At 67.4% G+C, this 23905-nt stretch carries 12 protein-coding genes, 1 pseudogene and 1 riboswitch; of the genes and pseudogenes, 11 read left to right on the forward strand and 2 right to left on the reverse strand.

What is annotated here, in order from left to right; translation table 11 throughout:
* Positions 1-48: 48 nt before the first annotated feature.
* From glyS to FJU31_RS04585, 7 genes are all read left to right on the forward strand, one after another.
* On the forward strand, positions 49-2124 hold the full coding sequence (glyS, locus tag FJU31_RS04555) for a glycine--tRNA ligase subunit beta (protein ID WP_150453679.1): 2076 nt from the start codon (positions 49-51) through the stop codon (positions 2122-2124).
* 181 nt (positions 2125-2305) lie between these two features.
* Entirely contained in the window at positions 2306-4102 is a 1797-nt protein-coding gene (locus FJU31_RS04560) for an autotransporter assembly complex protein TamA (protein ID WP_150453845.1), read from the forward strand.
* A complete protein-coding gene (locus FJU31_RS04565) occupies positions 4099-7959 on the forward strand; it encodes a translocation/assembly module TamB domain-containing protein (RefSeq protein ID WP_150453680.1) in 3861 nt (1286 codons plus the stop codon). The genes FJU31_RS04560 and FJU31_RS04565 overlap by 4 nt, the downstream gene beginning before the upstream one ends.
* Positions 7960-8138: 179 nt before the next feature.
* On the forward strand, positions 8139-10286 hold the full coding sequence (locus tag FJU31_RS04570; protein ID WP_150453681.1) for a S46 family peptidase: 2148 nt from the start codon (positions 8139-8141) through the stop codon (positions 10284-10286).
* Positions 10287-10421: 135 nt separating this feature from the next.
* Positions 10422-13868 carry a hybrid sensor histidine kinase/response regulator gene (locus FJU31_RS04575; protein WP_150453682.1) on the forward strand — a complete coding sequence of 1149 codons (3447 nt, stop codon included), beginning with the start codon at positions 10422-10424 and terminating at the stop codon, positions 13866-13868.
* A gap of 164 nt (positions 13869-14032) precedes the next feature.
* A riboswitch (yybP-ykoY riboswitch) is annotated at positions 14033-14201 on the forward strand.
* A gap of 10 nt (positions 14202-14211) precedes the next feature.
* A complete protein-coding gene (locus tag FJU31_RS04580) occupies positions 14212-14787 on the forward strand; it encodes a manganese efflux pump MntP (protein ID WP_150453683.1) in 576 nt (191 codons plus the stop codon).
* Between the two features lie 165 nt (positions 14788-14952).
* Positions 14953-15408 carry an REP-associated tyrosine transposase gene (locus tag FJU31_RS04585; protein ID WP_150453684.1) on the forward strand — a complete coding sequence of 152 codons (456 nt, stop codon included), beginning with the start codon at positions 14953-14955 and terminating at the stop codon, positions 15406-15408.
* A 308-nt stretch (positions 15409-15716) separates the two neighbouring features.
* Here the strand turns inward: FJU31_RS04585 and FJU31_RS04590 are convergent, their stop codons facing one another.
* Positions 15717-16382 carry a response regulator transcription factor gene (locus tag FJU31_RS04590; protein WP_006477308.1) on the reverse strand — a complete coding sequence of 222 codons (666 nt, stop codon included), beginning with the start codon at positions 16380-16382 and terminating at the stop codon, positions 15717-15719.
* Between the two features lie 152 nt (positions 16383-16534).
* Positions 16535-18478 (reverse strand): acetate--CoA ligase, encoded by a 1944-nt coding sequence (gene acs / locus FJU31_RS04595; RefSeq protein WP_150453685.1) that lies wholly within the window; start codon positions 18476-18478, stop codon positions 16535-16537.
* Positions 18479-18722: 244 nt separating this feature from the next.
* On the opposite strand from acs, the gene FJU31_RS04600 reads away from it, so the two are divergent.
* From FJU31_RS04600 to FJU31_RS04615, 4 genes and pseudogenes are all read left to right on the forward strand, one after another.
* Positions 18723-20165: a DcaP family trimeric outer membrane transporter gene (locus tag FJU31_RS04600; RefSeq protein ID WP_150453686.1), complete on the forward strand. Its 1443-nt coding sequence runs from the start codon at positions 18723-18725 to the stop codon at positions 20163-20165.
* Positions 20166-20278: 113 nt separating this feature from the next.
* Entirely contained in the window at positions 20279-21934 is a 1656-nt protein-coding gene (locus FJU31_RS04605) for an MFS transporter (protein WP_150453687.1), read from the forward strand.
* Positions 21935-22042: 108 nt separating this feature from the next.
* Positions 22043-22216, forward strand: a pseudogene (locus FJU31_RS04610) (MFS transporter); the annotation flags it as partial.
* Positions 22217-22439: 223 nt separating this feature from the next.
* Entirely contained in the window at positions 22440-23849 is a 1410-nt protein-coding gene (locus FJU31_RS04615; protein ID WP_150453688.1) for a coniferyl aldehyde dehydrogenase, read from the forward strand.
* Positions 23850-23905: the final 56 nt, after the last annotated feature.

Raw genomic sequence — 23905 nt, forward strand, 5'->3', positions numbered from 1 at the left:
GGGCGCCGGCCGCGTTGCGCGCTGCGCCCCCACCACAGGATTGAAACGATGAGCCAACTGTCCCCCCTGCTGATCGAACTGGGCACCGAAGAACTGCCGGTAAAGGCGCTGCCGGGCCTGGCCCAGGCCTTCTTCGATGGCGTTGTCGACGGCCTGCGCAAGCGTGGCGTCGAACTGGAACTGGGCGATGCACGCCCGCTGTCGACCCCGCGCCGCCTCGCCGTGCTGCTGCCCGGCGTCGGCCTGGAACAGCCCGAGCAGCGCAGTGAAGTGCTGGGCCCGTACCTGAACATCGCGCTGGATGCCGAAGGCCAGCCGACCAAGGCCCTGCAGGGCTTCGCCGCCAAGGCCGGGATCGACTGGACCGCGCTGGAGAAGAACAGCGACAACAAGGGGGAGCGCTTCGTGCACCGTGCGGTGAGCCCGGGTGCGCGCACCGCCGCGCTGCTGCCGGAGATCCTGCGCGAGGCCATCGCCGCGATGCCGATCCCCAAGCCGATGCGCTGGGGCGACCACGACTGGGGCTTCGCCCGCCCGGCGCACTGGCTGGTGCTGCTGCACGGTGCCGACGTGGTCGAGGCCGAGCTGTTCGGCCTGAAGGCCGACCGCATGAGCCGCGGCCACCGCTTCCACCATGACAAGACCGTGTGGCTGAGCCAGCCGCAGGATTACGTCGAATCGCTGCGCGCGGCCAAGGTGCTGGTCGATCCGGCCGAGCGCCGCGAGCGCATCGTTGCCGAGGTCGAGGCCGCTGCTGGCCAGGCCGGTGGCAGCGCCCGCATCACCGAAGACAACCTGGAGCAGGTGGTGAACCTGGTCGAGTGGCCGGCGGCGGTGCTGTGCAGCTTCGAGCGTGCGTTCCTGGCCGTGCCGCAGGAAGCGCTGATCGAGACGATGGAGATCAACCAGAAGTTCTTCCCGGTGCTGGATGACAGCGGCAAGCTGACCGAAAAGTTCATCGGCATCGCCAACATCGAATCGAAGGACGTGGCCGAAGTGGCCAAGGGCTACGAGCGCGTGATCCGCCCGCGTTTCGCTGATGCCAAGTTCTTCTTCGACGAAGACCTGAAGCAGGGCCTGGAATCGATGGGCGACGGCCTGAAGACGGTGACCTACCAGGCCAAGCTGGGCAGCGTGGCCGACAAGGTGGCGCGCGTGTCGGCGCTGGCCGAAGTGATCGCGCCGCAGGTCGGTGCCGACCCGGTGCTGGCCAAGCGTGCCGCACAGCTGGCCAAGAACGACCTGCAGTCGCGCATGGTCAATGAATTCCCGGAACTGCAGGGCATCGCCGGCCGCCACTACGCCGTGGCCGGTGGGCAATCGCCGGAGGTGGCGCTGGCCATCGACGAGGCCTACCAGCCGCGCTTCGGTGGCGATGACATCGCGCTGTCGGCGCTGGGCAAGGTGCTGGCGATCGCCGAGCGCGTGGACACCCTGGCCGGCGGTTTCGCCGCAGGCCTGAAGCCGACCGGCAACAAGGACCCGTTCGCCCTGCGCCGCAACGCGCTGGGCCTGGCCCGCACCATCATCGAAAGCGGTTTCGCGCTGGACCTGCGCGCGTTGCTGGCCAGCGCCAATGCCGGCCTGGCCGCGCGCAACGTGCAGGCCCACGTGGGTGAGCTGTACGACTTCATCCTCGACCGCCTGAAGGGCTACTACAGCGACAAGGGCGTGCCGGCCACGCACTTCAACGCGGTGGCCGAGCTGAAGCCGGCTTCGCTGTATGACTTCGACCGTCGCCTTGACGCAATCGGTACGTTTGCCGCGCTGCCGGAAGCCGAGGCGCTGGCAGCGGCCAACAAGCGCATCCGCAACATCCTGCGCAAGGCCGAGGGCGACATCCCGGGCCAGATCGATGCATCTCTGCTACAGGAAGACGCCGAACGCGCGCTGGCCGAAGCGGTTACCGCGGCCATCGACGACACCGGCGCCAGCCTGCACCAGAAGGACTACGTGGCCGTGCTGGCGCGCCTGGCCCGCCTGCGCCCGCAGGTCGATGCGTTCTTCGATGGCGTGATGGTGAACGCCGAAGACCCGGCCCTGCGTGGTAACCGCCTGGCCTTGCTGACGCTGCTGGGCGGGCGCCTGGGCAAGGTCGCGGCGATCGAGCATCTTTCGAGCTGATGGGTCGGTAGCGCCGGGCCATGCCCGGCGGCATTTCGCCGCCGCGCTGCGCGCTCGCCGGGCATGGCCCGGCGCTACCGATGTCGTGCAGATGACGCGCACAAAGCTGCGCATTTTGACTGCCACTTAACAACCGATCCCGATTCGCGTGCTGCATTTCGCATCGTCACGCGCGGTCGGTATGCTGTGCCGCATGCAGCCAAAGAAATACGCCCTCCCGCTGATGGTTCTGACCCTGGCCACCACGTCCGTGGCGCATGCGCGCGGCACCATCGACAAGGTGGACATCAAGGGGTTGGACAAGGGCGACGACGCCGCGATCATCGAGAACATCCAGGAATCGCTGACGCTGTACGACACCATCGGCAAGGAACAGGGCGAGTCGCGGCTGGAATACCTGCTCTCGCAGGCCGAGCGGCAGACCCGCGAGGCGCTCGAACCGTTCGGTTACTACAACCCGGTGATCACCGTGGAAGCGCCCCGGCAGGACGAGCGCGTGCAGGTGCATATCCGGGTGGAGAAGGGCGAGCCGGTGCGCGTGCGCCGCGAGCACATCGACATCACCGGCCCTGCCATGTACGACCAGTACCTCCAGGATGACCTGGCCGCGTTCAAGCCGCGCAAGGGCCAGCGCTTCGAACACACCCAGTACGAAGCCAGCAAGATCACCATCACCCGGCGCCTGGCCGAGCGTGGTTACTTCGATGCCGACTACACCCAGCGCCAGGTGCAGGTCACCCGCGCCGAGAACGCTGCCGACATCGACCTGACCTGGGACAGCGGCCGCCGCTACAACATGGGCCCGGTGACCTTCGAGCAGGATTACTTCGTCGACAAGCTGTTCGACCCGCTGGTGTACTGGGAACAGGGCAGCTACTTCCACGAAGGCAAGCTGGACCGCCTGCGTGAATCGCTGACCAAGCTCGACTACTTCAGCCTGATCGACATCCAGCCGCGGCCGGACCAGGCCGACGAGAACGGCGAAGTGCCGGTGGACGTGAAGCTGACCCGGGCCAAGCGCACCATCTACACCTCGGGCCTGAGCTACGGCAGCGAGAGCGGCGCGGGTGTGCGCGGCGGCATCGAGCGGCGCTACGTGAACAGCCGCGGCCACAAGATGAACACCCAGCTGGACTATGCGCAGAAGCGCAAGAGCCTGACCAGCACCTACCGCGTGCCGGCGTTCAAGTGGCTGGACGGCTGGTACGGCTTCACCGCCAGTGCCTACGATGAGCAGACCGATTACATCGACCTGCGCAACTTCAAGCTGATCGCCAGCCGCAGCGGGCAGATCAACGAGAACTGGACCGCCATCGCCTCCATGAACGCCCTGCGCGAGCGCTGGCGCTATGCCTCGGGCACCGAGTTCACCAACGCGGTCTACAACACCTCGACCCTGGTCTACCCGCAGCTGGTGGCCGACTACGTCAACGTCGACGATCCGCTGTTCCCGCGCAGCGGCATCAGCGGCACCGCCACCCTGCGCGGCGGCATCGAGGGCGCCGGTTCGGATACCAGCTTCGTGCAGGCCAACGCCGTGCTGCGCTGGTACATCCCGGTGGGGCAGAGCGACCGCCTGATCCTGCGCGGTGAAGGGGGCACCACCTGGACCAGCGACCTGGTGGCAATGCCGCCGAGCCTGCGCTACTTCGCCGGTGGTGACCGCAGCATCCGCGGCTATGCCTTCCGTGAGGTGGGCCCGCGTACGCCGGCGCCGGACAAGTACGCGCTGGGTGCGAAGAACCTGGTGGTCGGTTCGGCCGAGTACGAGCATTACTTCAAGGGCGGCCCGTGGGGGGCGGCGGTGTTCGTCGACACCGGCAGCGCGTTCGACAACACCATCGACCTGCACACCGGCGTGGGCTTCGGCGTGCGCTGGAAATCGCCGGTGGGCCCGGTGCGCGTGGACATCGCGCACGGCCTGAACAACCCGGATTCGCAGTTCCAGCTGTACCTGAACATCGGAGCGGACCTGTGAGCGCGCAGACCCCGGATACCCGCACCCCGCCGCCGCCGCGCGTGCGCTTCTACCGCCGCCGCCGTTTCTGGGCATGGTCGTGCGTGGGCGTCATCGGCCTGGCGCTGCTGGCGCTGCTGGCCGTGTACTGGTTGTTGCAGACCGTGGCCGGCCGTGATGTGCTGCTGGCGCAGGTGGTGGCGCGGCTGCCGGTGGGCGCCAGCTTCACCTGGGACAAGGCGGACGGCCCGGTGGCCGGCCCGTTGACCCTCTACAACGTCGATTTCCGCTACGACGACATCCATTTCCACGCCGAGCGCGCGCACCTGGAACCGGACCTGCGCCCGCTGCTGGGCCGCAAACTGCTGCTGGACAAGCTGGAACTGACCAACGCCACGCTCAACCTGGCCAAGAGCGACGAGCCGTTCAAGCTGCCGTCGTGGCCTGATTCGCTGCCGCAGATCGAGATGCCACTGGCGATCCAGGCCGATGTCATCGCCATCGATGGGTTCCGCATCAGCCAGGGCAACGAACCGCTGATCGACATCGCCCGCGTACGCGGCGGCATCGAGATCGCCAATGGCGAGTTCCAGGCCCGCCAGCTGGTTGTGGACAGCGACATGGGTGATTTCACCGCCCAGGGCCGCTACATCCCGGCTGAGGATTACGACACCGATGTGACCGTGACCGCCGTGCTGCCGGCACCGCGCGGGCGCACCGCCGCTACGCTGGGCCTGGTCGCGCGTGGCGACCTGGCGCACATGGAAGTGGCCGTGGCCGGCCGTGCACCGCAGCCGCTGAAGGCGATGCTGGTGTTCGACGGCCGCACCGACCCGACCTGGAATGCCACGGCCCGCAGCGAGGAACTGGACCTGGCGCTGTTGTCGCCGGCGCTGGCTAGCTCGGGCATCGCGCCGCTGGCACTGGATTTCACCGCCTCGGGCAAGGGCGGCAACGCCAACCTGCATGGCCGGGTGAAGCAGGGCGAGCAGGAGCTGGAACTGGCACCGTCGGTGGTCTCGTTGCAGGATCAGGTGCTGAAGGTCTCGCCGCTGGTGGTGAAAGGCCTTGGCGGCGAAGCCCGCCTGGAAGGCATCGCCGATTTCAGCCAGGAAGACCAGCAGAAACTCAATTTCTCGGTGATCGCGCAGAACCTGACCTGGGTGCCAGCACCGGACCCGAACACCGCCGGCAGCGCACCGGTGCCGGTGACCCTGAAGGAAGCACGCTTCGGCCTGGCCGGGACGCTGCAGGCCTGGGCCGCGATCGGCCGCGCCGACGTGCAGCGCGAGCAACAGAAGGCGCAGCTGCGCTTCGATGTGCGCGGCAACGACAAGGCCGCGCAGATCCACCAGCTGCAGGCGCAGACCCCGGGTGGCCAGCTGCAGGTGGAAGGCCAGGTGGCCTGGTCGCCGCAGCTGGACTGGGATGCCAAGGCCACGCTGAAGGACTTCGATCCGGGCTATTTCGTGCCGGGCTGGAATGGCCGCCTGTCGGGCAACCTGGCCTCCAAGGGCCAGCAGCTGCCGCCGCCGGCCAATGCGCCGGCCGGCACCGCCGGTACGCTGCAGGCGACGGTGGACCTGCCCTCGCTGAAGGGCACGCTGCGCCAGCGCAACGTTGATGCGCGAGGCAAGTTCGCCCTGCAGGGTGAGCAGGGTGAGGGCGAGCTCAAGCTGGCTCTCGGCAGCAGCCGGGTGACCGCGTCGGGCAAGGTGGGTGACCGCCTGGACATCGATGCACGCTTCGAGCCGCTGCAGCTGAGCGACCTGCTGCCCGGCGCCGATGGCGGCCTGCGCGGCCAAGTGCAGGTGAAGGGCCCGCGCGATGCGCCGGACATCACCGCCGACCTGGTCGGCAACAACCTCAACTGGGATGGTTACGGCGCCGAAAGCCTGAGCATCAAGGGCCACCTACCGTGGCGCGGCGACAGCGGCACGCTGGCGGTGCAGGGCCAGCAGGTCAACGCCGGCATGCTGCTGGAGCGCCTGAACGTGGATGCGCAGGGCAGCGTGTCCAACCTGCGCCTGGCCGCACAGACGCGCAACGAGATGGGCGCGATCGACCTGCAGGGCAGCGTGCGCCAGCAGGGCACGCAGTGGCGCGGTGAACTGTCCGCGCTGCGCATCGCGCCGATGAAGGGCGATCCGTGGTCACTGCGTGCACCGGCGACCTTCGCCATCAACGGCAGCACCTACACGCTGTCCGAAGCCTGCCTGGCCACCACCGGCAGCGGCGCACTGTGCGCGCAGGCCAACTGGCCGCGCGAGGGCGTGGTGGTGCGCAGTGATGCGCTGCCGCTGTCGCTGGTGCAGCCGTGGCTGCCGCCGCAGTCCGGCCGCCGCATCTACCTGCGCGGCGATGTCAGCCTGGACGCGCAGATCCGTCCGCGTGCCAATGCCTGGGAAGGCCACGTGGAAGTGCGCTCGAAGGAAGGCGGCGTGCGCCTGGGCGAGAACCGCAACACGGTGGGCGATACCACCCGCGGTGAGCTGGTGCGCTACGACCAGTTCTCGCTGAAGCTGGACATGACCCCGGCCAGCATCAAGGGCTACCTGGGCATGGGTTTCCAGGGCAACGGCTTCGTCGATGCGAAGATGCAGACTGGCTGGGAAGCCAGCGCGCCGTTGAACGGCGAGCTCTATCTCAACATGTCGCGGCTGTACTGGCTGGAACTGTTCTCGCCGGACATCGTGCGCCCCACCGGCCTGATCGAAGGCCACGTGAGCCTGCGTGGCACGCGCGGCCAGCCCTCGCTGGGCGGTGACGCGCAGCTGACCAACTTCAAGGGCGAATTCCCGGCGCTGGGCCTGACCTTCGACCAGGGCAAGGGCAGCTTCGTCGCCCAGCCCGATGGCTCGGCCAGGATCACCGCGCAGGCCAACTCGGGCAAGGGTACGCTGTACGTCGATGGTGGCCTGTCCTGGTTCGGCGATGCGCAGCCGCTGCAACTGAAGATCCACGGCGAGAACGTGCTGGTGTCCAACACCAGCGAACTGCGCATCGTCGCCAACCCCGATCTCGACTTCACCCTGGCCAAGGCGGCGATGGAGCTGCGCGGTACGGTCAATGTGCCCGAGGCCGACATCGACCTGGAGCGCCTGGACCGCGGCACCTCGGTGTCCGAGGACGTGGTGGTGCTGGATCCGGCCGACCCGGAAGAATCGCGCACCTCGCCGCTGGACATGGACCTGACCGTGAGCCTGGGCGACAAGGTGAAGATGACCGGCTTCGGCCTGAAGGGCGGGCTGACCGGCAAGATGCAGGTCTGGGCCAAGCCCGGCCGCGAGATGACCGCCAACGGCGGGCTTGAGGTGAGCGGCCGCTACAAGGCCTATGGCCAGGACCTGACCATCACCCGCGGCAATCTCAACTGGAACTACAACGCCGTCTCCGATCCGCGCATCAACATCCGCGCTGAGCGCCGCATCGGTGATGTCACCGCCGGCATCGACGTGACCGGCCGCGCGCAGCAGCCGCGTGCGGACGTGTGGTCCGACCCGGCGATGTCGCAGTCCGAGGCACTGGCCTACCTGGTGCTGGGCCGCAGCCTGACCAACGCCAGCACCGACCAGACCCAGCAGGTCACCGCGGCCTCGGCGGCGTTGTCGGCCGGCAGCGGCCTGCTGGCCTCGCAGCTGGGCGCCAAGCTGGGCCTGGACGATGCCGGCGTCAGCCAGTCGCGCGCGCTGGGCGGTTCGGTGATTGGCTTCGGCAAGTACATCTCGCCCAAGCTGTACGTCGGCTACGGCGTGTCGATGGTCGGCGCCGGTTCGGTGCTGACCCTGAAGTACCTGCTGCGCCGCGGCTTCGACGTGGAAGTGGAGTCGAGCACGGTGGAAAACCGCGGCTCGCTGAACTGGCGAAGGGAGAAATAATCCGTCGCGGCATCCCTGTAGAGCCGAGCCATGCTCGGCTTCGGCGCGCAGCGCGGTCGTCCGGAAGAGCAGCCGAGCATGGGCTCGGCTCTACCTGTCCGGTCCCCAACCATCGGCCGTTGCCCCATCCGCCCCCAGCGGCTATGGTCCCGGGCTGTTCTGTACTGCCGGAAACGCCGATGTCTGCCCGTAAAACCCTTCCTGCCGCCCTGGCCCTGGGCCTGACCCTCGCCGCAGGCGCCCATGCCGATGAAGGCATGTGGATGCCGACCCAGCTTCCGGAGCTGGCCAAGCCGCTGAAGGCGGCCGGTTTCAAGGGCAACCCGGCCGAGCTGGCCAACGTCACCGCGCCGCCGCTGAGCGCCGTGGTGCGTGCCGGCGGTGGCACCGCCTCGTTCGTTTCCGCCGACGGCCTGCTGCTGACCAACCACCACGTGGCGATGGGCGTGATCCAGTACAACAGCTCGCCCGAGCACGACCTCATCAATGGCGGCTTCATCGCCCAGGGCCGCGCTGATGAGCGCCCGGCCAATCCCGACTTCCGCGTGCTGGTCACCGTCGGCTTCGACAAGGTGACCGACCAGGTGCTGGCCCAGGCCAAGGGCAAGACCGGCCGCGCCTACTTCGACGCCGTCGATGCGGCCAGCAAGCAGATCGTGGCCGAGTGCGAGAAGGACGGCAGCGTGCGCTGCTCGGTGGCCAACATGTACTACGGCACCGATTTCTACCGCATCGCCCAGCTGGAACTGAGCGACGTGCGCCTGGTCTACGCGCCGCCGCGCGCGATCGGCAACTACGGCGATGAGATCGACAACTTCATGTGGCCGCGCCACACCGGCGATTTCACCCTGCTGCGTGCCTACGTCGGCAAGGACGGCAAGCCGGCCGCCTACAGCAAGGACAACGTGCCCTACCAGGCGCCGGCGCACCTGCAGATGTCGGTGGAAGGCCCGAAGGAAGGCGATTACGCGATGCTGGCCGGTTACCCGGGCATCACCTACCGCCACCGCACCGCCGCCGAATTCGCCGGCCAGATCGACACCGTGCTGCCGCGCCGCGTCTCGGTGTTCCAGCAGATGATCGACACCATCGAGGCGGCCACCGCCAACGATGCGCAGGCACGGACCCGCTACGCCTCGCAGCTGCAGTCGCTGAAGAACAACCGCAAGCGCGCCGCCGGTGAGCTGGAAGGCCTGCTGCGCAGCGATGCCAAGGCCCAGCGTGCGGCCGACGAGACCGCCATGCTGGCGGCTACCGACCGCACGTACCAGACCGACATCAAGGCGCTGCTGGCCAACCTGTCGCAGGGTGCGGCGGTGGGCGAGCGCGACCTGCTGCTGGACCAGATGGCCCTGCAGACCCAGCTGCTGCGCTCGGCGCTGCTGCTGGAACGCCTGCGCATCGAATCGGCCAAGCCGGACGCGCAGCGCGAAACCGGCTACCAGCAGCGCGACCAGGCGATGATCGAAGGCGTGCTCAAGCAGGTGCAGCGCCGCTACGCACCGGAGGTCGAGAAGGCCCTGCTGGCCCGCCTGCTGACCCGCTACCAGCAGCTGCCGGACGCGCAGCGCGTGGCCGAGTTCGACACCGCCTTCGGCCGTACCCCGCAACAGCTGGCCAAGGCCCTGGACGGCCTGTACGCCGGCACCCAGCTGGGTGACGAGGCACAGCGCCTGTCCCGCTTCGCCGCCGCCCGCGAGGGCAAGGCCCTGGCTGCCGATCCGCTGATCGCCGTGGCAGGCCCGCTGGTGGCCGCGCAGCTGCGCATCGAGAACGAGAGCAAGACCCGCGAAGGCGAGCAACTGCGCCTGCGCCCGGCCTACATGCAGGCGCTGTTCGCCTGGCGTGCCAAGCAGGGCCGCGCGGTGTACCCGGATGCCAACCGCACCCTGCGCATCAGCTACGGCAAGGTCGAAGCGCTGCACCCGCGTGACGGCGTGACCTACTCGCCGGTGACCACCGTGGCCGGCATCGTAGAGAAAAACACCAATGCCTACCCGTTCGATGCGCCCAAGCCGCTGCTGGCGGCCATCGCCAAGGGCGATTTCGGCAGCACCGCCGACCCGGCCCTGAAGACCCAGACGGTCAACTTCCTGACCAACCTGGACACCACCGGCGGCAACTCCGGCTCGCCGGTGCTCAACGCCAAGGGCGAACTGATCGGCCTGAACTTCGACAGCAACTGGGAATCGGTCAGCGCCAGCTGGTGGTTCGACCCGCGCTTCAAGCGTGCCGTGCACGTGGACATGCGCTACCTGCGCTGGCTGCTGGCCAAGGTCTACCCGGCGCCCGAGCTGCTGAAGGAAATGGGCGTGCCGGCGGAATAAGAAGCCGGCCACGACCCACGGTCGTGGCCCGCACCGCGTAGGCCCCCACCTTGGTGGGGGTGGTTGCCCCCAACGAGCCCGTACACCTGGCCACGCCTGGCCTACACTGCAGGTTCCTCTGACGGAAACGCGCGCGTGGTCTCCAGCTGGATCCTGCTGCTGGTCTCGGTTGCCTATGCCGCGCTGCTGTTCGGCGTGGCGTGGTGGGGCGACCGTCGGCCGATGTACCCCGACCGGCCGTGGCTGCGGCCCGTCGTCTACAGCCTGGCGCTGGCCGTGTACTGCTCGTCGTGGACCTTCTACGGCGCGGTAGGCACCGCGGTCCGCCACGGCGTGGGCTACCTGCCGATCTACATCGGCCCGCTGCTGATGCTGCTGTTCGGCTGGCGCATCATCGAGCGCCTGGCGCTGGTGGCGCGCAGCCAGAACGTGGTCTCCATCGCCGATTTCATCTCCTCGCGCTTCGGCCGCTCGCGGCGGCTGGCTGCGCTGGTGGCGATCATCGCCCTGATCGGCATCGTTCCGTACCTGGCGCTTCAGTACAAAGCGGTGGCGATGAGCCTGCAGGTGCTGACCGGCAACACCGGCCCGACCGGCTTCTTCACCGACCCGGCGCTGTACGTGGCGCTGCTGATGGCCCTGTTCGCGACCCTGTTCGGTACCCGCCAGGTCGATGCCACCGAGCACCACCACGGCATGATGCTGGCCATCGCCTTCGAATCGGTCATCAAGCTGCTGGCGATGCTGGCGGTGGGCGTGTTCGCCTACCTGTGGCTGAGCAACCGCACCGATGCGGTGGTGCAGTCGGTGCATACGCTGTTCACCGGCCTGCCGCCGGTGGGCTTCATCTCGCAGACGCTGCTCAGTTTCCTCGCCATCATCTGCCTGCCGCGGCAGTTCCACGTGGCCGTGGTCGAGTGTGGCGACGTGCGCGATGTGCGCCGCGCGCGCTGGATGTTCGGCGGCTACCTGGTGCTGATCTCGGCGATGGTGCTGCCGATCGCCACGGCCGGCGTCACCCTGTTCGGCACCGGCGGCAGCGTGGCCGATGATGCGATGGTGCTGGCCCTGCCGCTCGCCGAAGGGCGCAACGCGCTGGCGTTGATCGCCTACGTCGGCGGCTTCTCGGCGGCCACCGGCATGGTCATCGTGGCCTCGATCGCGCTGGCCACCATGGTCAGCAACGACCTGGTGATGCCGGTGCTGCTGCGCCGCAGTGGCGACCATCAGGAAGCGGCCGACATGGCCTCGCGCGTGCTGTGGATCCGCCGCATGGCGATCCTGCTGCTGGCGCTGATGGCCTACAGCTACTACCGCAGCAGCAGCAACGACAGCACCCTGGCCTCGTACGGCCTGATGGCCTTCGCTGCGGTGGCGCAGTTCGCGCCGGGCCTGATCGGCGGCCTTTACTGGCGCGGCGCAAGCCGTCGCGGCGTCGAGGCCGGCATGGTGCTGGGCTTCGCTACGTGGATATACACGCTGCTGCTGCCGGCGATGACCATGGCCGGCTGGGTGGATGCGACGTGGGTGCGGCACGGGCCGTTCGGCGTGGAGTGGCTGCGCCCGCAGCAGCTGTTCGGCATGACCGGCTGGGACCCGCTCACTCATGGGACGTTCTGGTCGCTGCTGGTCAACATGGCCACGATGATGCTGGTCTCCGCGCGCTGGCGCCCGGGCGTGGACGAACGCCTGCGCGCCGCACCCTTCCTCGATCCCTATGCGGAGCGGCCCTCGGTGGCGGGCGGCTGGCCCGGCCATGTGCACGTGGGCGACCTGCTGGCGCTGGCCTCGCGTGTGGTCGGCGAGCGCCACGCACGGCGCTCGTTCTTTGAACAGGCGCAGTCGCTGGGGCGCGAGCTGCAGTCGACGGCGCCGGCGGACCGGCCGTGGGTGCAGTTCACCGAGCGCCTGCTGGCCGCCTCGATCGGCGCCGCGTCGGCGCGCCTGCTGCTGACCAGCCTGCTGCGTGGCTCGGGCATGGACCTGGGCGAAGTGGTGGCGGTGCTGGACGAAGCGGGACAGGAGCTGCGCTTCAACCGCGAGATCCTGTCCACCACGCTGGAAAACATCAGCGCAGGCGTCAGCGTGGTCGATCCGGACATGCGCCTGACCGCCTGGAACCGCCGCTACCAGGACATGTTCGGTTACCCCGACGGCATGCTCTACGTGGGCCGACCCGTCGCCGACCTGATCCGCTACAACGCCGAACGCGGTGAGCTGGGCGAAGGCGATATCGAAGTGCAGATCAACCGTCGCATCGGTTACATGCGCGCCGGTTCACCGCACGTGTTCGAGCGTACGCGCAGCGACGGCAAGGTGATCGAGATGCGCGGCCAGGCCCTGCCTGGTGGCGGTTACGTGACCAGCTACAACGACATCACCGACTACAAGCATGCGGAAAAAGCGCTGCTGGAAGCCAACGAAACGCTGGAACAGCGCGTGGCCGAACGCTCGCACGAAGCCGAGGTCGCGCAGCAGTCGAAGACCCGCTTCCTGGCGGCGATCAGCCATGACGTGCTGCAGCCGCTGAACGCCGCGCGCCTGTTCGCCTCGGCCTTGCGTGACAGCGACCATGTGAGCGACGAACAGAAGCACCTGGCCGAACGCGTGGATGCTTCGCTGCGTGCGGCCGAGGAACTGCTCGATGGCCTGCTGGACGTCTCGCGGCTGGATGCCGGTGGCCTGCATCCGGTGATCGGCGAATTCGATGTGAGCGCGCTGATGCGCGAACTGGCCGCGCAGTACACGCCGGTGGCGGCGGGCCGCGGCCTGCGCCTGGACCTGTTCGCGCGCACCACCTGGGTACGCAGCGACCGCCGCCTGCTGCGCCGCGTGCTGCAGAACTTCCTCGCCAATGCGCTGCGCTACACCCGCCAAGGCCGCATCGTGCTGGCCGTGCGCCAGCGTGGCGATGAAGTGGAGCTGCAGGTGTGGGATACCGGCCCGGGCATCCCCGAGCACCACATGCGACAGATCTTCGACGAATTCCATCGCTACCAGCAGCCCTTCGACTGGGGCGAGCAGGGGCTGGGCCTGGGCCTGTCGATCTGCCAGCGCATCTCGCGCCTGCTCGACCATCGCCTCAATGCGCGCAGCCGGGTCGGCAGCGGTTCGATGTTCTCGATCATCCTGCCGCGCGTGGCGCCGTTGCCGGGCTACAGCGAGCCGCTGCTGCCGGCCCAGGCCGCCGCACCGCCGGTGCGCAGCGATTCGCTGGCCGGCATGCGCGTGCTGTGCGTGGACAACGACGAGGAGATCCTCGACGGCATGCGCGCGCTGCTGGGCCGCTGGCAGGTGCAGGTGATCACCGCATCCACCGTGGACCAGGCGCTGGAGAAGGTGGCCGAGCAGCCGCAGGTGATGCTGGTGGACTACCACCTGCACGACCGGATGGATGGCCTGGACGCGCTGGTGGCGCTGCGCGAAGCGGCCGGCTACCCGTTGCCGGGCGCGCTGCTGACCGCCGACGGCCGCGATGAACTGAAGCGCATGGCCCGCGAGCGCGGTTATCGCGTGCTGACCAAGCCGATCAAGCCGGCCTCGCTGCGCGCCTTCCTTGGTGCGCTGCGCGACGCGAGGTAACGCGGGGCCACGAAGCCCCTTGTAGAGCCGAGCCCATGCTCGGCTGGATCACGCCGAGCACCTGCAGTTTTCGCGGCAATATAGCCTTCGCTATACAAACCAGCCCTGCCTGCGCGTTTGCTTGGAACAGCGCCACGCGCGGATCGCGATGCTAAGCTTCGCGTCCCCTTGGGGAGTAGCCGGATTCCTTCGCAGGAATCGTCCACGTCAACATACTCGGCCAGTGCGCCGTGGCGTGGACAACCATGATGGTTGGCGAGACCAGCGGCCCGCGCGCGCAACGTCAGGTTGGGCGCGAGCGCGAGCCGTGCGTCCGTCTTTGCCCGACCTTCAGCAGCCGCCAATGTCTCCTGTTTCGATCCTCCTGATCGGCTTCGCCATGTCCACCGATGCCTTCGCTGCCGCGATCGGCAAGGGTGCGGCCATGCGCAAGCCGGTATTCCGCGATGCACTGCGCGCCGGCATCATCTTCGGCGTCATCGAGGCGATCACGCCCATCATCGGCTGGCTGCTCGGCCGCGCCGCCCTGCAGTACGTGGAGGCCTTCGACCACTGGATCGCGTTCGGCCTGCTGGTCGCGCTGGGCATGCACATGATCATCAACGGCATACGCCCGGACAGCGGCGAAGAGGACGAAGATCCCTCGCAGCACCACAGCTTCTGGAAGCTGGCACTGACCGGCTTCGCCACCAGCATCGACGCGATGGCCGTGGGCATCGGCCTGGCCTTCATGGACGTGCACATCGGGGTGATGGCTGCGGTCATCGGCCTGTGCACGCTGACCATGGTTACCGCCGGCATCATGCTCGGCCGCGTGCTGGGTGGCATGGTCGGCAAGCGCGCCGAGATCATCGGCGGCGTGATCCTGGTCATCATCGGTTCGACGATCCTGTACGAACACCTGCACGGCGTGGCGTAACACATGAAGCTGTAGAGCCGAGCCTGCGCTCGGCTCACGCGCCTAGCGCGGGCTCAAGGCAAACGCAGCCGAGCATGGGCTCGGCTCTACAGCGGGGCATCGGCCGACAGGCGATGCGGTGTTGCACCGATGGAGAGCCCGTCGTTCGCAGCATAGTCTTCTGGCATGTCCAGCCCCGCACTCCGTATTGGCCGGTGGTCGCAGACCGGCAATGTCTATGCGTTAACCGCTGTGACATACGCGCGTCGACGCTGGTTCGACGATGAAGCCAACGTCGACCTGCTGATCGAGGCACTCCGTACGGTAGAACGAACAGGGCGGACGTGCTCCCTGGCGTGGGTGATCATGCCGGACCATCTTCATTGGTTGATCGAACTGCGACGCGGAACGCTCGCCGGGTGCATGCAGATCCTCAAGTCCCGAAGCGGACGGGCCATTGCCAGGCAGGTGGAGGCCAACGCGCCGATCTGGCAGCCGGGCTACTACGACCACGCGCTGCGCAGCGATGAATGCCTGCGCACGCAGGCGATGTACATTGCGGCCAATCCGGTTCGTGCCGGTCTGGCTACGTGTCTTGGTGAGTATCCCCATGCCTGGAGCAGATGGCCTCTGCGGGAGTAGCGCGGATTTCGGCGAACGCAGCCGAGCATGGGCTCGGCTCACGCGCGTAGCGCGGATTTTGGCGAACCGCAGCCGAGCATGGGCTCGGCTCTACAAAGGCAGATGGCGCGGAGTCCTGTAGAGCCGAGCCTGCGCTCGGCACACGCGCGCAGCGCGGTCTTTGGCGAACCGCAGCCGAGCATGGGCTCGGCTCTACAAAGGCAGATGGCGCGGAGTCCTGTAGAGCCGAGCCTGCGCTCGGCTCACGCGCGTAGCGCGGATATTGGCGAACAGCAGCCGAGCATGGGCTGGGTTCTACAACGCAAGGTTCAGTCTTCTTCCGGCGGCAGCACGATGGCGTCGTCGTCGATCGCCAGCTTGCCGGCCATCAGCACGGCTTGGGTGCGGTTGGTCACGCCGAGCTTGCGCAGGATGGCGGTGACGTGGGCCTTGATCGTGGCCTCGGACACGTTGAGGTCGTAGGCGATCTGCTTGTTCAAGCGGCCGGCACCGAGCATCTGCAGCACGCGGAACTGCTGCGGGGTCAGTTCGCGCAGGCGCTGACCGACTTCGCGTTCCTCGCTGCCGGTGGGCGGCACGTTGTGCGCTTCCGGCGGTGCCCAGGTCTCGCCATCGAGGATGGTGCCCAGCGCGTGGCCGATTGTGTCCGAGTCGGCCGACTTGGGAATGAAACCCAGTGCGCCGTGATCGAGCGCGCGGCGCATCACCGTCGCTTCTTCGCGTGCGGACACCACCACCACCGGCAGGTGCGGGTGCAGCGAGCGCATGTGCACCAGCGCGTTGAAGCCCTGCGCGCCGGGCATGTTGAGGTCCATCAGGACCAGGTCGGCGTCGTTGTGCTGGTCGGCCAGCGCGTACAGCGCTTCCACGCTGTCAGCCTCGAACAGCTGCACGCCCGGGATGACCCGCTGTACGGCCCCACGCAGGGCTTCGCGGAACAACGGGTGGTCATCGGCAATCAGGAGGGTGGTCATGGTCGGGGGGAACCGTGGGGGAAAACAGTGCGGGGTCAGATCACCTCCGTCAGGAAAGGGCTCTGACCCCTTGGCGGCCGGAGTTCACTGGGGTCAGAGCCCTTTCCTGACGGAAAGGGATCCGACCCCGAGACCTCTGCCCGGGTAGTACATCAGCGGACCTTGCGCTCGTCCACCAGCGACGCCACCACCGACGGATCGGCCAGGGTCGAGGTGTCGCCGAGCTGGTCCGGCGCGTTCTCGGCGATCTTGCGCAGGATGCGGCGCATGATCTTGCCCGAACGGGTCTTGGGCAGGCCCGGTGCCCACTGCAGGTGGTCCGGCGTGGCGATGGGGCCGATTTCCTTGCGCACCCAGGCGACCAGTTCCTTGTGCAGCTCGTCGCTGGGGGCCTCGTCGGCCACCAGGGTCACGTAGGCGTAGATGCCCTGGCCCTTGACGTCGTGCGGGAAGCCGACGACGGCGGCCTCGGCAACCTTCGGATGCGACACCAGCGCGCTTTCCACTTCGGCGGTGCCGATGCGGTGGCCGGACACGTTGATCACATCGTCCACGCGGCCGGTGATCCAGTAGTAGCCGTCCTCATCGCGGCGGCAACCGTCGCCGGTGAAGTAGTTGCCCGGGTAGGTGCGGAAATAGGTGTCGATGAAGCGCTGGTGGTCGCCGTACACCGTGCGCATCTGGCCCGGCCAGGAATCACGGATGATCAGGTTGCCCTCGGTCGGGCCGTCCTGCACTTCGCCATCGGCATTGACCAGCGCCGGCTGCACGCCGAAGAAGGGCAGGGTGGCCGAACCCGGCTTGAGGTCCATCGCCCCGGCCAGCGGCGAGATCAGGATGCCGCCGGTCTCGGTCTGCCACCAGGTATCGACGATCGGGCAGCGGCTGTTGCCGACCACTTCGTAGTACCAGCGCCAGGCTTCCGGGTTGATCGGCTCGCCGACGCTGCCGAGCAGGCGCAGCGACGCGCGCGAGGTCTTCTTCACCGGCTCCTCGCCTTCGCGCATCAGTGCACGGATGGCGGTCGGGGCGGTGTAGAAGATCGTCACCTTGTGCTTGTCGATCACGTTCCAGAAGCGCGAGGTGTCCGGGTAGTTCGGCACGCCTTCGAACATCAGCGACGTCGCGCCGTTGGCCAGCGGGCCGTACACGATGTAGCTGTGGCCGGTGACCCAGCCGACGTCGGCGGTGCACCAGTAGACGTCGTCCTCGCGCAGGTCGAACACCGCTTCATGGGTGTAGGCCGCGTACAGCAGGTAGCCGCCGGTGGTGTGCAGCACGCCCTTCGGCTTGCCGGTGGAACCGGAGGTGTAGAGGATGAACAGCGGGTCTTCCGCGTTCATGCGCTCGGGCTCGCAGGTCGACGGCTGGCTGTCCACCACGTCGTGGAACCAGCGGTCGCGCGGGGCCTGCATGTCGACCGCGCCGCCGGTGTGGCGCACCACCAGCACGGTTTCAACGGTATTGGTGCCCGGGAGCTTCAGCGCGGCATCGACGTTGGCCTTCAACGGAATCTTTCGACCACCGCGCAGGCCTTCGTCGGCGGTGATGATCAGCTTGCTCTGGCAGTCGCTGACGCGGTCGGCGATCGAGTTCGGAGCGAAGCCGCCGAACACCACCGAGTGGATCGCACCGATGCGCGCGCAGGCCAGCATGGCCACGGCCGCGTCGACGATCATCGGCAGGTAGATGGTGACCCGGTCGCCCTTCTTGACGCCCAGGTTGCGCAGCGCGTTGCCGAGGCGGCAGGTGCGCTCGTACAGCTCGCGATAGGTCACGTGCTGGGCCGGTGCATCCGGGCCGTCCGGTTCGAACAGCAGGGCGGTCTTGTCGCCGCGCTTTTCAAGCTGGCGGTCCAGGCAGTTCACGCTGGCGTTGAGCTCGCCGTCCTCGAACCACTTGATGTGGAAGTCGGCCAGGTCGTAGCTGACGTTCTTGATCTTCGTCGGCTGGCGCATCCAGTCCAGCCGTTCGGCGGCCTTGCCCCAGAACGCATCCGGGTCGGACACCGACGCCTGGTACTGCTGCTCGTAAGACGTCTTGTCGATGCGTGCCTTGGCGGCGAACTGCGGATCGACGGGGTAGATATCAGCCATGGCACCCTCACTTGCACGTTGACTTTGTATGTGCGGTCGCAGCATCGCAACGACCCTCCGCCACCAGTTTGCCCCATCCACCCCCGGTCGCGTCACCACGGCGCTTAGACCATGGTCGAAAGTCGGCGCCCTGCAGGCCCGGGTTCGACCAATGGCGAATACCGCTATACATAAACGCCCCGCAGTCTCGGCTCGACCGTGCCCCACGCGCGGCATCACCTTGCCACTTGGGAGAGAGGGCAACATGAGCCACCGTACGTTGAAAGCCGTGCGCAAACCTTTGGCGGCCTGCCTGCTGGTCGCCCTGGTCGCACCGGGCATGGCGTTCGCAGAGACCGCCAAAGGAAGTACCTCGCGAGAGCAGGCGCTTGAATCACGCGTTGCCGAACTGGAGCGCCAGGTCCAGGCGCTGTTGTCCTCGCAGCAGCAACAGCAGACCCAGATCGTGCAGACCCAGCAGGCCGTGACCGATGTCCGCGCCGTGCAGGCCGAGCAGAAGCCGGTCGCGCAGGTGCCGGCCGGCAAGCAGCCGATCCAGGTCACCACCATCACCCCGGGCGCCGCGCCGGGCACCACCGTCAAGATCGGCGGCTTCATCAAGGCCGATTTCATGGCCACCCAGACCAGCGATGGCCAGTTGGCCGACGATGCCACCGGCCGCGCGCTGTACCTGCCGGGCCAGACCCCGGTGGCCGGTGCCGGCGGTTCGGGCAAGCGCTCGGACGTGGACTACAACGCCCACGCCAAGTTCTCGCGCTTCAACATCGGCATCGACAACGTCAGCGAATCGGGCAACAAGGCCGGCGCGATGTTCGAGATGGACTTCTTCGGCAACTCGCTGGGCAACCAGACCGCTACCAACACCTACGGCGTGACCCTGCGCCACGCCTACATGTACTGGAACAACTGGCTGGCCGGCCAGACCTGGTCCAACTTCATGGATGCGGCGGCGCTGCCGGAAGCGGTCGACTTCGTCGGCCCGACCGATGGCGTGGTGTTCGTGCGCCAGGCCCAGGTTCGCTACACCCAGGGCGGCTTCAGCGTCGCCCTGGAAAACCCGGAAACCACCACTCTCACCGGTACCCGCAACCCGGTCACCGGCGTGTGGACCAACGCCAGCGCCAACTCCGACCGTGGCAGCCTGCCCGACCTGACGATGCGCTATGGCTGGAAGGGTGACTGGGGCACCTTCGGCGTCGGCGGCATCGTCCGCCAGCTGAAGGTCGACAACCAGGCTACCGGCGCCAAGGCCGACAAGGTGGCCGGCGGCCTGACCCTGGGCGGCAAGTGGGTGATGGGCGGCAACGATTCGCTGCACTACCAGCTGACCGGTGGCGAGGGCATCGCCCGCTACATCGGCCTGGGCGTCACTGCGGATACCGCCTACGACATCGCCCGCGACGAACTGAACCCGACCGGCGTGCTGGCCGGCTACGTGGGCTGGCGCCATGCCTTCTCGCCGAAGCTGCGCACCAACCTGATCTACGCCCGCAGCGACTACGACAACGATGGCAGCCTGGGGCCGCTGGTCACCAAGAGCGTGCAGAGCATCCGCGGCAACATCTTCTACACGCCGATGCCCAAGGTCGATATCGGTGCCGAGTACATGTACGGCGTGCGTGAGATCGAAGATGGGCGCAAGGGCGATATCAACCGCGTGCAGTTCACCACGAAGTACAGCTTCTAAATGAGTGCCGACCAACGGTCGGCACCTACCTAGATCGCGTGCCGACCAACGCTCGGCACCTACCGGGATTGCATGCCGGCCAACGGTCGGCATCTACAGAGGGAAAACGTCTCATGTCAACAACACCTGCACCGGCGAAAGCCGAACTCACCCAGGGACACAAGAAGGTCATCTTCGCGTCCAGCCTGGGCACCGTTTTCGAGTGGTATGACTTCTTCCTGTACGGCTCGCTTGCCGCGATCATCGCCAAGCAGTTCTTCAGTGGCGTCAACGAAACCACGGGCATGATCTTCGCCCTGCTGGCCTTCGCCGCCGGCTTCTTCGTGCGTCCGTTCGGCGCGGCCTTCTTCGGCAGCCTCGGCGACCGTATCGGCCGCAAGTACACCTTCCTGGTCACCATCCTCATCATGGGCATCTCGACCTTCCTGGTCGGCGTGCTGCCCAACTACGCCTCGATCGGTTTCGCCGCACCGGTGATCCTGATCGTGCTGCGCCTGGCCCAGGGCCTGGCGATGGGCGGTGAGTACGGTGGCGCGGCGACCTACGTGGCCGAACACGCCCCAGCAGACAAGCGCGGCCTGTACACCAGCTTCATCCAGTGCACCGCCACGCTCGGCCTGTTCATGTCGCTGCTGATCATCCTGGCCTGCCGTTACTTCCTGGGCAACGAAGCCTTCGAAGCCTGGGGCTGGCGCATTCCGTTCCTGGTCTCGATCCTGCTGCTGGGTGTTTCGGTGTGGATCCGCCTGCAGCTGAGCGAATCGCCGCTGTTCCAGCAGATGAAGGCCGAGGGCAAGGGCTCCAAGACCCCGTTCCGTGACAGCCTGAAGGGCGGCAACCTGAAGCTGATGCTGCTGGTCCTGCTGGGTGCCGCGGCTGGCCAGGCCGTGGTCTGGTACGGCGGCCAGTTCTACGCGCTGTTCTTCCTGAGCAGCATGCTGAAGGTCGACGCCACCACCTCCTACCTGCTGATCGCCGCCGCGCTGGCGCTGGGCGTGCCGTTCTTCATCTTCTTCGGCTGGCTGTCCGACCGCATCGGCCGCAAGAAGATCATCCTGGCCGGCTGCCTGCTGGCTGCCGTCACCTACATCCCGATCTTCAAAGGTCTGACCCACTTCGCGAACCCGGCCATCGAAGAAGCCCGCAGCAACTCGCCGGCCCTGGTTGTGGCTGATCCGAGCACCTGCTCGTTCCAGTTCGATCCGGTCGGCCTGCGCAAGTTCACCAGCTCCTGCGACGTGGCGACCGCCGCGCTGACCAAGGCGGGCGTGCCGTATGACGTGCAGCCGGCCGCTGCCGGTTCGCTGGCCATGGTGAACGTGGGCAGCGCCAGCGTCACCTCGTACGAGGCCGCCGGCCTGACCAAGGAAGAAGGCAAGGCCAAGGCCGATGCGTTCGGTGCCGAACTGAAGGGTGCACTGACCACGGCGGGCTACCCGGCCAAGGCCGATGGCTCGCGCATCAACATCGCCGGCACGATCTTCATGCTGTGGCTGCTGGTGCTGTACGTGACCATGGTCTACGGCCCGATCGCCGCCTACCTGGTCGAACTGTTCCCGACCCGCATCCGCTACACCTCGATGTCGCTGCCGTACCACATCGGCAACGGCTGGTTCGGTGGCTTCCTGCCGGCGATCTCCTTCGCGCTGGTGGCCGGTACCGGCAACCTGTACTACGGCCTGTGGTACCCCATCATCATCGCGCTGATGTCGGTGGTGATCGGCGGCCTGTTCCTGCGTGAAACGAAGAACGTGGACATCACCAAGTAAGAATGATGTTCATCGGATGAAGGAAGGGCCGCGGTGCAGACCGCGGCCTTTCTGTTTGTGGGAACGGGGGGGTAGAGTCGACCGTTGGTCGACTGCACTTGGCGGGACCACATCGGCAACGGCTGGTTCGGTGGCTTCCTGCCGGCGATCTCCTTCGCGCTGGTGGCCGGTACCGGCAACCTGTACTACGGCCTGTGGTACCCCATCATCATCGCGCTGATGTCGGTGGTGATCGGCGGCCTGTTCCTGCGTGAAACGAAGAACGTGGACATCACCAAGTAAGAATGATGTTCATCGGATGAAGGAAGGGCCGCGGTGCAGACCGCGGCCTTTCTGTTTGTGGGAACGGGGGGGTAGAGTCGACCGTTGGTCGACTGCACTTGGCGGGATTGTTGAAAACGCGCGATCCGCGCGACAGTCGACCAACGGTCGACTCTACCGCGGCGCGGTACAGCCCCCCATCGAGACGACGGTTGCGCGATCCCGCACCCCGTATAGTCGGCCCATGACCACGCTCACTCCCGCCGACCTCCCCGCCATCCTGCAGACCCTGCGCAGCGCCTGGCACGCCCAGCGCCCTTCGCTCGACCAGCGCGATGCCGACCTGCGTCGCCTGCGCGAGGCGCTGCAGACGCGCATGGATGACATGGCCCAGGCCATCGCCGAGGACTTCGGCCACCGCGCCCACGTTGAATCGAAGCTGGCCGATGGCATGAGCGTGCTGTCGGCCATCGACCATCTGCGTCGGCACCTGCGGCGCTGGTCGAAGCCGCAGCGGGTCTCGGCCGGCTGGAAGCTGTGGCCGGCGCGCGCGCAGCTGCGGCCGACGCCGCTGGGCGTGGTCGGGGTGATCTCGCCCTGGAACTACCCGGTCACGCTGGCGCTGGTACCGCTGGTCACGGCCATCGCCGCCGGCAACCACGTGCTGCTCAAACCTTCCGAACATACCCCGCGCACCAGCGCGTTCCTGGCCGATCTGCTGACCAGCGTGTTCCCGCCCGATCGGGTGGCGGTGGTGCAGGGCGGGGCGGACGTGGCCGCGGCGGTGTCCTCGCTGCCGCTGGACCATCTGCTGTTTACCGGTTCGACGGCGGTGGGCCGCAAGGTGATGGCCGCTGCGGCCGAGCATCTGGTGCCGCTGACGCTGGAGCTGGGCGGCAAATCGCCGGCGATTGTCTGCCGCGATTTCCCGCTGGACAAAGCCGCCGCGCGGCTGGCCACCGGCAAGTGGTTCAACGCGGGCCAGACCTGCATCGCGCCGGACTACGTGCTGATCGACACCGCGCGCCAGCGTGAGTTCGTGCAGGCGCTGCAGCAGCAGGTGCGCGAGCGCTACGGCGACTTCAGCGATGCCGGCGATTACACGCGCATCATCAACGAGGGCCAGTACCAGCGCCTGCAGGGTTATCTGGTGCAGGCGCGCGAACGCGGCGTGCCGGTGGTTCCGCTGGCGCAGGTGGATGCGGCGCGCGCCGACCGCGAGCGCCTGTTGGTGCCGACCGTGGTGCTGGACCCGCCGGACGACCTGGACCTGATGCGCGAGGAGATATTCGGGCCGATCCTGCCGGTTCGGGCCTACCCGGACCTGGAGGTGGCGCTGGCTGACGTGCTGTCGCGTGACCGGCCGCTGGCGCTGTATCCCTTCAGCCATGACACGGCCACGGTGGAGCGCATCCTCGGCCAGGTGGTGGCGGGCGGGGTGACAGTCAACGACACGCTGCTGCACTTCGCCGCCGACGACCTGCCGTTTGGCGGGGTGGGGGCGAGTGGCATGGGCGCGTACCACGGCCGGGCCGGGTTCGATGCCATGAGCAAGCGGTTGCCGGTGCTGTGGCAGTCGCGCTGGGCGGCCAGTGACCGGCTGCGGCCGCCGTATTCGAAGATTGCGGGGTTGTTGAAGCTGCTGGTTCGGTGAAGCCACGCATGGCGTGATTCTGTAGAGCCGAGCCCATGCTCGGCTGCCGTTGAGCG

Source organism: Stenotrophomonas cyclobalanopsidis (assembly GCF_008710035.1).
Taxonomy (GTDB): domain Bacteria; phylum Pseudomonadota; class Gammaproteobacteria; order Xanthomonadales; family Xanthomonadaceae; genus Stenotrophomonas; species Stenotrophomonas cyclobalanopsidis.

Coding starts and splice junctions, on each gene's coding strand:
- glyS (WP_150453679.1), top strand. CDS start 49: ATGAGCCAACTGTCCCCCCTGCTGATCGAACTGGGCACCGAAGAACTG.
- FJU31_RS04585 (WP_150453684.1), top strand. CDS start 14,953: ATGTCCAGCCCCGCACTCCGTATTGGCCGGTGGTCGCAGACCGGCAAT.
- FJU31_RS04590 (WP_006477308.1), bottom strand. CDS start 16,382: ATGACCACCCTCCTGATTGCCGATGACCACCCGTTGTTCCGCGAAGCC.
- acs (WP_150453685.1), bottom strand. CDS start 18,478: ATGGCTGATATCTACCCCGTCGATCCGCAGTTCGCCGCCAAGGCACGC.
- FJU31_RS04615 (WP_150453688.1), top strand. CDS start 22,440: ATGACCACGCTCACTCCCGCCGACCTCCCCGCCATCCTGCAGACCCTG.
- FJU31_RS04570 (WP_150453681.1), top strand. CDS start 8,139: ATGTCTGCCCGTAAAACCCTTCCTGCCGCCCTGGCCCTGGGCCTGACC.
- FJU31_RS04605 (WP_150453687.1), top strand. CDS start 20,279: ATGTCAACAACACCTGCACCGGCGAAAGCCGAACTCACCCAGGGACAC.
- FJU31_RS04560 (WP_150453845.1), top strand. CDS start 2,306: ATGCTGTGCCGCATGCAGCCAAAGAAATACGCCCTCCCGCTGATGGTT.
- FJU31_RS04580 (WP_150453683.1), top strand. CDS start 14,212: ATGTCTCCTGTTTCGATCCTCCTGATCGGCTTCGCCATGTCCACCGAT.
- FJU31_RS04600 (WP_150453686.1), top strand. CDS start 18,723: ATGAGCCACCGTACGTTGAAAGCCGTGCGCAAACCTTTGGCGGCCTGC.